Genomic DNA, 10,727 nt, shown 5'->3' with positions numbered 1-10,727 from the left:
GATTTAATTGAAAAAAAGTCAGGAAAAATGTTGAATTTACCTCAAAATTTAAAGGTATATACTTTTTCTGAAAGATTAATTTTTACAACTAGAGAAATTAATAATGAGCAAATAACATATCGTTATAAAATAGAGCCTGAGGGGTATACATTTATAGACGAAATAAAAATGGGTGTCAGAACCTCCATCATGGATAAAAAAGATAGCCTAAATCTTCCTACTTCTCAGTTTGCAAAAGTATTTGATTATGACAAGATAAAGGGCGACATAATACTTCGCAATAGAGAGGCTGGAGATAAATATAAACCTATTGGGCTTAAAGGCACAAAAAAGGTTAAAGATATATTGATAGAAAAAAAGGTATTGCCTCAAGACAAGTACAAGTATCCGGTGCTTTGCGATGAGAACGGTATTATGTGGTTATATGATTACAGGATTGATGAAAACTACAAGATTGATGAGAATACCAAAAAAGTAATAAGGATACAATTCAAAAAAGACATGGAGTGATATTATTGAAAAATTATGCTAGACAGTCACTATTTTTTCTAGCGATTTTATTGATTGTGATGTATGGACTAAGAATGTTCAATACTGAGCCGGTTCAAGTGGTAGACGTGCCATTTTCTCAGGTATATACTTCCTTGGAAAAGGGTGATGTAAAATCCATTAATTTTATGGATAGAAAAATCAAGGGAACGTTAAAAAATGGTCAGGAATTTAGGTCATTTTTACCTTACGCTGTAAATAGTGAAGCCTTTTCTGAACAATTACTAAAAAATATTTCAAAAAATGATTTGATACTTGATGGTGAAATTGAGCCACAAGACTCTTGGTTTTGGACATTTTTGCCAAGTATAGTCTTAATTGTGATGCTTTTAGGATTTTTATTTTTCACTATGCAACAGCCTAGAGGCGGAGTGGGAACTAAAGTCAACAATTTTGGAAAGGCAAGGGCAAAGTTAAACGTATCTGACAACAAAATCCGCTTTGATAACGTAGCCGGCTTAGACGAAGAAAAAGAAGAATTAAAAGAAGTCGTAGACTTTTTAAAAAATCCAAAAAAATATTTGGACTTGGGAGCAAGAATACCAAAGGGCATTTTACTAGTAGGACAGCCCGGTACTGGTAAAACTTATTTATCAAAGGCAGTAGCAGGTGAGTCGGGAGTACCATTTTTCTCTATGAGCGGTTCTGATTTTGTGGAAATGTTTGTAGGGGTTGGTGCATCAAGGGTAAGAGATTTATTCGAACAGGCTAAGAAAAATTCACCGTGTATATTATTTATAGACGAAATAGATGCAGTAGGACGTAGACGTGGAGCAGGTTTTGGTGGAGGACATGATGAAAGAGAGCAGACCCTTAACCAATTACTTGTTGAAATGGATGGATTTACCACTAATCAAGGAATAATAGTAATGGCAGCTACAAATAGAGCTGACGTACTTGACCCGGCGTTACTTAGACCGGGCAGATTTGACAGACAAGTAATGGTCGCAATACCGGACAAAAAAGGGAGAACAGAAATCTTAAAAGTTCATTCCAAAAATAAACACTTAGCAGCAGATGTAAATATTGAGACTGTAGCTAAAAGGACTCCGGGCTTTACTCCGGCAGACTTGGAAAATATGCTCAATGAGGCAGCCATTTTAACTGCTAGAGAAAACGGCAAAGAAATTACCATGACAGTAATTGATGAGGCTATCACAAAAGTAATAGCTGGTATTCCTAAAAAATCTCGCATAATTACTGATAAAGAGAAAAAATTAACAGCATATCATGAGGCAGGTCATGCTGTAGTGGCAAGACTTTTACCTGATTTTGACCCGGTACATCACGTCACAATCATACCAAGAGGTATGGCAGGCGGATTTACTATGACGCTTCCTGATGAGGATGAGTATTTTGTAACTAAGTCTAAGCTGGAGAAAAAGCTGGTAGATTTACTTGGTGGCAGAGTAGCAGAAGAATTAATCATGGGCGATATCTCTACAGGAGCGTCAAATGACCTTCAAAGAGTTTCTCAAATAGCAAGAAATATGGTTACAAAGTATGCCTTTAGTCCAAACCTACCATCTATGACATTTGATAGTGACAGCGATGAAGTATTTTTGGGTAAAGACTTTACAACTAGGAGAAATTATTCTGAGGAGGTTGCCTCTCAGATAGATACAGAAGTTGAAAAAATTGTCACAAATGCTTATGATACCACAAAGAGACTGCTGACACAAAACATTGATAAACTCCATAATGTTGCAAAAGCGTTGATACATTATGAAACTTTAAATAAAGAAGATTTTGAAAAGGCATTTAATGGTCAGTTAAGCTTAGAGGACGAAAATGTTACTACTATAACAGAAGCTTAATACATTTTTATTTATAAAAGGATGAATTATGGAATTTTCTATCTGTATGATAGTTAAAAATGAAGAAAAGCATATAGAAAATTGCTTGAGACCATTGTCAAAGTTGGGTTATGAAATCATAGTTGTTGATACAGGCTCTACGGATAAAACTGTAGAGCTTTCAAAAAAGTACACTGACAAGGTGTACTTTTTTGAATGGGTAAATAATTTTGCCAAGGCAAAAAATTATGCAATTTCTATGGCTACAAATGATTATATTTTTGTAATTGACGCTGATGAATACATCATAGAATTTGACAAAAAAAGCATAGAGGACTTTTTTGCTAAAAATCCTGATAAAGTCGGCAGATTAAAAAGAATAGAACACATCATAATGGACAATGGTGATATAAATACCAGCACTTCATATACGAACAGATTTTTTAATAAAAATCTGTATGAGTATGCTGGAGCAATACATGAACAGCTGGTAAAAAAAGCGAACAGCAGATTTAAATATGAAACCAAGGTTATGAATGCGGTTGCAGACCATGTAGGTTACAATACTACAGAGGAGGACAAGCTTTTAAAAGCAAAAAGAAACATCAAAATTTTAGAAAGTGAACTAAAAAAATATATGACTAAGGAGCAAGAAAAAGAGTATGCTCCATATATATTGTATCATTTAGGCAAATCTTATTATTATATCAAGGACTACGAAAAGGCAGTAGACTATTTTAACAAAGCCATGTATTACGATGTAGATACAAAGCTTGAATATGTAAATGATATGGTAATTTCTTTTGGCTATTGCTTGCTAAATCTGCAAAGGCATGAAGATGCTCTGCTACTGGAAAAGGTATATGATGCTTTTTCCAATTCTGCCGACTTTGTTTACCTGATGGGTCATGTCTATATGAATAACGCTATGTTTGTGCAAGCAGTTGAAGAATTTAAAAAAGCGACAACGTTCAAAACCAGCAATGTAAGAGGGGTTAATTCCTACTTGTCTTATTATAACATGGGTGTGATTTATGAAGTTGCAGGAGACCTAGACTCTGCCATTAAATTTTACAAAAAGGCATCCAATTATATACCTGCTATGAAGAGGTTGCAAAACATAAAAAATTAAGAAAAATTTAATTAAAAAGTGTAAATTTATTTTAATGTAGCTGTTCTCACCACAATGGGTGAAAATAGCAGCTTAGAATAAATTTACACTTTTTTGATTTTAGAGTAATTGTGTCATGAAAACAGGTAAGTATAAGGTGTTATTTTTAAAGTCTAAATCTTTTGTATGAATTACTATTTTGTTTGATATTCTATTACTGTACTTTTCACAAAAGCTATCCAAAGACGTATGACTTCTATAATTAGAAGATTTTACTTCGATTGGTAATATTTTGCTACCTTTTGAAATAATAAAATCAATTTCATAAGTTCTTTTTTTGCTATTATCATAATAAGTATGATAATACAAACTATACCCATTGGTTGCCAAAGTTTGTGCAATTATATTTTCATATAATATTCCAAGGTTTGCTGGGAGTTTATCGCTTAACAATTTTTTATAAATATCATTTTCTGTAAATTTTTTGTCCTTAAACATTAGCGTCACTAATAAACCGGTATCTGTATTGTAAAGCCTAAAGTTGTTTTGATTGTATAGGCTTGACAATCCTACATTTGGGTCATGCAAATTATATGAGGGCAATACAGTTCTTGAGGATATTAATTCTGCTAATTCGTCTTCTATTGTCTGCCTTCTATCGTTAGGTAATACGCTTGAAACTTGGTAGCTTTTTGAATGTTTATTCAGTTCACTTGGTATTGCGTCATAGATTGCAGAAATTTTGCCTTTTGAGTCTATCTTATAAAAATCTTGCTCATAAAGATTTATAATATCCCTTTTTACTTGGTCAACCAATTCTAAATTATTTGAATTTAGGTATTCCAAAATAGCTTGAGGCATTCCACCAATTAGCATATATAATCGGAATTTTTTAAGTATTTCCCTATTAACAACTTGACCTAAGGATTTTTTTGAGATTAAAGCATCTTTTAGCAGTGAAATGGTTGCTGTATCACCCATAGACCATAGGAATTCTTCAAAATCCATGGGGTACATTTGCAATTTTCTTTCTTCGCTAGGAATTAGTATTTCTTTAACATTTTTATTTATAGAAATTAAAGAGCCGGTTTCTATATAATCATATCTACCGTCTTTGACCAGTAATTTTATTGCCTGCCTTGCTTTTGGATTAAATTGCACCTCATCAAATATTATTAAGGAGTTTCTGTCTTGCAAAACTACTCCATATAATAGCTGCAATTTCATGAAAAAATAATTTAAATCGTTTAAATCTAAAAACAAATCCTTAACTTCTTTTCTAGCAAAGGCAAAGTCTATAATTAGATAGCTTTCATACTCATTTTTTGCAAATTCTTCAACTATTGTAGATTTACCTATACGTCTAGCACCTTCTATCAGCAGGGCTGTCTTACCTTTAGAATTAATTTTCCATGCTTTTAATTCATCGTAAATTTTACGTTTTAACATATATCTCACCAAATACGTACATAATATATTAATAAAAAACAACAAATCCGCACTTAAATTTATTAAAGTTTACCACAAATCCGCACATAAAACAATGCGAAAAAACCACAAACCCGCAGTTAAAAATAAAATCTATGTGTAAAAACAAGTATTTACAATTATTTTTCAAATATAAATTTTAGTTAAAAATTGCAGTTAAAATAAAAAGTTGAATTATTTTTGAGAATTGCGTATAATTTTTATAAATACAAGACACGAATTTACAATTTAATATAAATTTTAGGAGTAAAAATGCCAAACACAATTGATGGATTTTTAATAGGAAACGCTCAGGACGAAAAAAATCTGACAGGTGCAACTGTAATTATATGTAAAGATGGTATGGTTGCCGGTGTGGACGTAAGAGGTGGCTCACCCGGAACTAGAGAAACGGATTTATTAAATCCGGTAAACACTGTAGACAAGGTTCATGCGGTGGTGCTTTCAGGTGGGTCTGCTTTTGGGCTTGCAGCATCAAGCGGAGTTATGAAATATTTATATGAAAATGGTGTAGGCTTTGACACCGGATTTGTAAAAGTGCCTATAGTTTGCCAATGCGTACTATATGATTTACCTGTAGGAGAAAAATTTGCCTTTCCTGATGAAAAGATGGGCTTTATTGCTTGTGAAAATGCTGGAAATTCATTTGAAGTAGGAAACTTTGGTGCAGGCACTGGGGCAACCATTGGAAAAATAAAGGGCAACCCTTACACTATGAAAAGCGGTCTTGGTTATGCAAAGCTTTTTACTCAAAATGGCATAGAAGTAGCTGCAATCGTAGCGGTAAATGCTCTAGGTGATGTTTATGAAAATTCAAAAATTATTGCCGGCTGTCTAGGCGAGGACAAAAGAACTTTTGCCGATACAAACAAAATTCTTATAAATTTAAAGCAAGAAAAAAAGTGGAGCGGTGAAAATACTACAATCGGAGCTATAATGACTAATGCAAGCCTAACTAAGCCACAAATGCAAAAAGTAGCACAAATGGCACATGATGGCTATGCTAGAGCTATCAGTCCGGTTCATACTACTTTAGATGGAGATACTATATTTGCCTTGTCTACTGCAAAAGTAGAGGGCAGTGTAGATATTGTAGGGCAACTTGGAGCACTTGCAATGCAACAAGCAATAGTTAATGCTGTAAAATCTGCAAAAAGTGTGGAAAATTTTATTTCTTACAGTGACTTAATATCCAAACAATAAATATAATAGTAAAATTGCAAAATATAATTCGTCTGCACCAATTAGGTTTAAAAAAATAAACAATACATTTTTCTTTAAAAAAGCAGCCACTGCACCAATAAAGCCTACTGGTATAGATAAAAAAACAAAATTCAATTTAAATGGTAAAAGGATACTATCCAAGCCAGAGGTGTCATATTAAGAATAAGTACAGCAATGCAATATATAAAAGTCCAATGATAAATTTTAAATTTTTTAAATTATTCATTTTTCTCCTAAGTAGGTATTATAGAGCCAAGCACTTCGCCGATTGGGTCGTGGATTACTAAGTCGGCGTAGGAGTCTCTAACGGTTTCGGATTTATTAAGTAAAACTAACTTATTTCCTTTATAGTAATTGACAAAGCTTGCGGCTGGATATACCACCAAGGAAGTTCCTCCGATTATCAGCACATCTGCCTGAGAAATGTATCTGATTGCCTTTTCAATTGTTTCTCCATCAAGAGACTCTTCGTATAGTACCACGTCAGGCTTTACCATGCCGCCGCATTTGTCGCAGTATGGTATGCCTTTTTTGTTCATTACATAATCCAAATCATAAAAAGTATGACATTTTGTGCAATAATTTCTCAAAATAGAGCCATGTAGCTCTAAAACATTTTTTGAGCCGGCAGCTTGATGTAGTCCGTCAATGTTTTGAGTGATTATTGCTTTTAATTTACCAAATTGCTCCAGTTTGGCAAGAGCTTTATGAGCTTTGTTTGGCTTTGCGTCTTGGTAAACCATTTTGTCCTTATAAAATTCGTAAAAAAATTCAGGATTTTTTTCAAAAAAGCTATGACTAATAATTGTTTCGGGTGGATATTTTGTACCGGTGTTTTGGTTGTATATGCCGTCTGCTGAGCGAAAATCAGGAATGTTACTTTCAGTAGATACGCCAGCTCCTCCAAAAAATACTATGTTATCTGAGTCATCAATTATTTTTTTTAGTTTTTCATACATGATTAACTCCTACTTATTAAATAAATTCAATCAGTAAATATATATTCATTATAATACATTTTAGCTTTTAAGTAAAAGTTTAAAAGCATTGAATAAAATAATTTTGAAATTTTTCTTGTAATTTGGGGATACTAATGATATAATCATACCATTATTTTGTTTCTTATTCGAGAACAAAAATGTATAAAAAAATGGTATTTTTAATTATATCTAGCAAGATATTATTGAAATTTAAATAATATTTTCAAATCAGTTTATATTAGTTCCTTGGAGGCGACATGACAAAAATAAATGTAGCATTACTGGGCATTGGCACTGTAGGCAAGGGAGTTTATGACGCGATAGTTTCAAGTAATCATTATTACGAAAAGTGTTACGGCATAAGCTTTAACATAAAAAAAATACTTGTAAGTAATTTAAAAAAAATAAGAGAAGGAGTAGATGGCTCACTTCTAACAGATAATTTTGAGGAAATAATAAATGATAATTCAATAGAAATAATTATAGAAGTAATGGGAGGTATAGATACTGCCAAGGAATATATTTTAAAATCCTTTGAGCATAAGAAACACATTATTTCTGCAAATAAGGATTTAATTTCATTATATAGAAAAGAATTAGAAAAAACTGCTTTGGAAAATAATTGCTTTTTTAGATATGAGGCAAGTGTAGCAGGTGGTGTGCCGGCAATTGATGTGGCTAATTATCATTTTGCAGGAGAAAACATAACGGGGATAGACGCTATTTTAAACGGCACAACAAACTATATTTTGTCTACAATGTATAAATCTGATGTTAAAAGCTATGATGACGCCCTGCAAGAGGCAAAAGACCTTGGCTTTGCTGAGGCTAATCCGAAAAGTGACGTAGAAGGACTGGATTCAGCAAGAAAGCTTGCGATACTTTCTTCTATTTATTATAAAAAAGATTTTACCAGCTCAGATGTATATACTCAGGGCATTACTCAAATTGATACAAATGATATTGCAGCAGCAAAAATGTTGAATTATTCAATAAAGCTGTTAGCAACATCAAAAAATGATGGCAAAAATACCAAATTAGCTGTATATCCTGCATTTGTAAAGGAACATTCACCTTTTGCAGATATAGATGGCGGATTTAACATCATTTGCGTACAAAGTGACCTGCTTGGAAAATCCTATTATATAGGAGCAGGAGCGGGAGCAAAGCCTACAGCCAGTGCAGTAATATCTAATCTAGTAAATATAAGCTTTAAATTAATTCAAAATGAAACTCCAAAATCAATTAAATGTAGCAGTGATTACAAAAATATTTTAAAATCAGACGAATATATTTCATCATATTATATGAGCATAGATGTGAAAAATGGATTAAGTCTAAGCGATATTTTAAAACAAGAATTTACAGATTTTGAAAAAAAAGTAAAAGCTATAGTAAAAGTTAAAGCTTTTGCTGCAATTGATAATTACGCAATCGTAATCAATGAAATGGCAGAAAAAGAGCTTAAAATAATTTTTGATAAATTGTCAAAAATTGATGGTATACAAGCAAAAAAATATATAAGAATACACGATGAACTTTAAAATTTAAATAAAAAGAGGTATAAAAAAATGAAATACGAAGGCTTACTAAAAAAGTATCAAAAATATTTACCTGTAACAGACAAAACTCCAATGATAACTCTTAATGAGGGCAACACTCCATTGATAAAATCTGAAAATATAAGCAATGAGCTTAATTTAAATTTATATTTTAAATATGATGGACTAAACCCTACAGGTTCATTTAAAGACAGAGGTATGGTGATGGCAGTAGCAAAAGCTATTGAAGATGGCTCAAAAGCCATAATGTGTGCATCTACAGGTAACACATCGGCATCTGCGGCAGCCTTTGCAGCAAGATATAATCTTGATTGCTATGTGCTTATACCTGATGGCAATATTGCTATGGGCAAGCTGGCTCAAGCGTTTATGTATGGAGCGAAGGTAATTTCTATTAACGGAAACTTTGACAAGGCACTTGAAATAGTTAGAAATATTACAAAAACTCACCCAATTACCTTAGTAAATTCAGTAAATCCATACAGATTACAAGGACAAAAAACCGGAGCATTTGAAGTGTGTGATGATTTAGGCAAAGCTCCTGATTTTCTAAGCATACCTATAGGAAATGCAGGCAACATTTGTGCATATTGGATGGGCTTTAATGAATACAAAAATGAGGGGAAAATTGACCATCTTCCTGTATTATTAGGATTTCAAGCAGATGGAGCAGCACCTCTTGTATATGGAAAAGTAATTGAAAATCCGGAAACTATAGCCACAGCTATCAGAATAGGAAATCCTGCAAGCAAGGATAAAGCATTGAAAGCTCTTGAAGAGTCAAAAGGTCAAGTAAATGCAGTTACAGACGATGAAATTATATCAGCATATAATTATTTAGCAAGCAAGGAAGGCATTTTTGCAGAGCCGGCATCTTGTGCCAGCCTAGCCGGAGTGCTTAAACTTCATAAAAAAGGATTTTTCAAAGGAGGGCAAACAGTTGTGTGCATTTTAACAGGTAATGGCTTAAAAGACCCAACAACTTCACTTGCACAGATAGGACCTATAGAAAAAATCGATGCAACACAAGAGGCTGTATTAAAATTAATAAAATCCAAATAAAGGAATAAACAAATGATATACTACAAAGTACCAGCTACCACAGCAAACATGGGACCAGGCTTTGACAGTATGGGCATGGCACTTGAGCTATACAATAAGCTTGGTATGGAAGAAACGGGCTCAGGCTTAGAAATCAAAATGCAAGGCATTGGTAGTGATACACTGCCAAAAGACGAAACCAATCTTTGCTACAAAGCAGCAAAATATTTTTTTGATAAAGTAAACTATCCTTTAAAAGGTCTAAAAATTGAAATATATAATCAAATACCAATAGCAAGAGGTCTTGGCAGCAGCTCATCTATAATAGTTGGAGCACTTATGTGTGCCAATGAAATAGCAAAAACAAATTTTGATAAAGCTCAGATATTAAATATATCCGGAGAAATAGAAAATCACCCTGATAACATAGCACCTGCGGTAATGGGCGGTATTGTAGTGGGAGCAGTTGAAAAAACACAAGTTTTATACAAAAAAGTTTTGCCAAAAGACGATTTATCTGCTGTTTGCTTAATACCAAATTATGAGCTCAAAACAGAAGATGCTAGAAAAATATTGCCAAAAAACCTTGAAAGAGCAGATACAATTTATAATATTTCAAGAACAGCATTAGTGGTGTTAGCTTTACAAACAGGAGATTATGACCTTCTTACAAAGGCTTGCCATGATAAGCTACATCAGCCATATAGAAAAAAACTTATCAAAGAATATGATGCTTTTATGAAAATAACTATGGAAAATGGCAGTATCGCATCTTTTATAAGTGGCTCAGGCTCAACACTTATGAGTTTATGTAAAAAAGCTGAGGAACAAAAAATATTTAATGAACTAAAAACATATTTTTTAGAGCAAGATAAAAATAATATGGTTAAAATTTTAAAACCACAGCTTGACGGAGCAATAAAAGCTAATTAAAATTTTTTAAATCTTAAATATACTTAGATTAAATAATCAGGAG

The 10,727-nt window shown here is 32.8% G+C and carries 9 protein-coding genes; 7 read left to right on the top strand and 2 right to left on the bottom strand.

The features are described 5' to 3' along the window. From tilS to BBG48_RS05445, 3 genes are all read left to right on the top strand, one after another. On the top strand, nucleotides 1–510 hold a 510-nt coding region (gene tilS / locus BBG48_RS05455), incomplete at its 5' end, for a tRNA lysidine(34) synthetase TilS (protein WP_206749611.1). A 5-nt stretch (nucleotides 511–515) separates the two neighbouring features. After that, nucleotides 516–2,366 (top strand): ATP-dependent zinc metalloprotease FtsH, encoded by a 1,851-nt coding sequence (ftsH, locus tag BBG48_RS05450; protein WP_068913351.1) that lies wholly within the window; start codon nucleotides 516–518, stop codon nucleotides 2,364–2,366. A 28-nt stretch (nucleotides 2,367–2,394) separates the two neighbouring features. Further along, complete coding sequence (locus BBG48_RS05445) at nucleotides 2,395–3,477, top strand: glycosyltransferase (protein ID WP_068913353.1); 1,083 nt, start codon at nucleotides 2,395–2,397, stop codon at nucleotides 3,475–3,477. Nucleotides 3,478–3,576: 99 nt separating this feature from the next. Here the strand turns inward: BBG48_RS05445 and BBG48_RS05440 are convergent, their stop codons facing one another. Then, on the bottom strand, nucleotides 3,577–4,905 hold the full coding sequence (locus BBG48_RS05440) for an ATP-binding protein (RefSeq protein ID WP_068913355.1): 1,329 nt from the start codon (nucleotides 4,903–4,905) through the stop codon (nucleotides 3,577–3,579). Nucleotides 4,906–5,196: 291 nt separating this feature from the next. Here BBG48_RS05440 and BBG48_RS05435 point away from each other — a divergent pair, with 291 nt between their 5' ends. Next, nucleotides 5,197–6,147, top strand: coding sequence for a P1 family peptidase (locus BBG48_RS05435; RefSeq protein WP_068913357.1), 951 nt, complete (start codon nucleotides 5,197–5,199; stop codon nucleotides 6,145–6,147). 254 nt (nucleotides 6,148–6,401) lie between these two features. On the opposite strand, the gene BBG48_RS05430 is transcribed toward BBG48_RS05435, so the two are convergent. After that, nucleotides 6,402–7,127, bottom strand: coding sequence for an NAD-dependent protein deacylase (locus BBG48_RS05430; protein ID WP_068913361.1), 726 nt, complete (start codon nucleotides 7,125–7,127; stop codon nucleotides 6,402–6,404). Nucleotides 7,128–7,405: 278 nt separating this feature from the next. Here BBG48_RS05430 and BBG48_RS05425 point away from each other — a divergent pair, with 278 nt between their 5' ends. The 3 genes from BBG48_RS05425 to thrB are packed head-to-tail and all read left to right on the top strand — an operon-like array spanning nucleotide 7,406 to nucleotide 10,684. Beyond that, on the top strand, nucleotides 7,406–8,692 hold the full coding sequence (locus BBG48_RS05425) for a homoserine dehydrogenase (protein ID WP_068913363.1): 1,287 nt from the start codon (nucleotides 7,406–7,408) through the stop codon (nucleotides 8,690–8,692). A 27-nt stretch (nucleotides 8,693–8,719) separates the two neighbouring features. Further along, nucleotides 8,720–9,772: a threonine synthase gene (gene thrC / locus BBG48_RS05420; RefSeq protein ID WP_068913364.1), complete on the top strand. Its 1,053-nt coding sequence runs from the start codon at nucleotides 8,720–8,722 to the stop codon at nucleotides 9,770–9,772. A gap of 12 nt (nucleotides 9,773–9,784) precedes the next feature. Beyond that, nucleotides 9,785–10,684, top strand: coding sequence for a homoserine kinase (thrB, locus tag BBG48_RS05415; protein ID WP_068913366.1), 900 nt, complete (start codon nucleotides 9,785–9,787; stop codon nucleotides 10,682–10,684). Nucleotides 10,685–10,727 lie beyond the last annotated feature (43 nt).

This window comes from Criibacterium bergeronii, from assembly GCF_001693775.2.
Taxonomy (GTDB): Bacteria; Bacillota; Clostridia; order Peptostreptococcales; family Filifactoraceae; genus Peptoanaerobacter; species Peptoanaerobacter bergeronii.
Note: the sequence above shows the minus strand (reverse complement) of the source record. Positions and strands in the feature narration are given on the sequence as shown.

Excerpts from the sequence above, each read along its gene's own strand:
- BBG48_RS05445 (WP_068913353.1), top strand. The coding sequence starts at position 2,395 with ATGGAATTTTCTATCTGTATGATAGTTAAAAATGAAGAAAAGCATATA.
- BBG48_RS05440 (WP_068913355.1), bottom strand. The coding sequence starts at position 4,905 with ATGTTAAAACGTAAAATTTACGATGAATTAAAAGCATGGAAAATTAAT.
- BBG48_RS05435 (WP_068913357.1), top strand. The coding sequence starts at position 5,197 with ATGCCAAACACAATTGATGGATTTTTAATAGGAAACGCTCAGGACGAA.
- BBG48_RS05430 (WP_068913361.1), bottom strand. The coding sequence starts at position 7,127 with ATGTATGAAAAACTAAAAAAAATAATTGATGACTCAGATAACATAGTA.
- BBG48_RS05425 (WP_068913363.1), top strand. The coding sequence starts at position 7,406 with ATGACAAAAATAAATGTAGCATTACTGGGCATTGGCACTGTAGGCAAG.
- thrC (WP_068913364.1), top strand. The coding sequence starts at position 8,720 with ATGAAATACGAAGGCTTACTAAAAAAGTATCAAAAATATTTACCTGTA.
- thrB (WP_068913366.1), top strand. The coding sequence starts at position 9,785 with ATGATATACTACAAAGTACCAGCTACCACAGCAAACATGGGACCAGGC.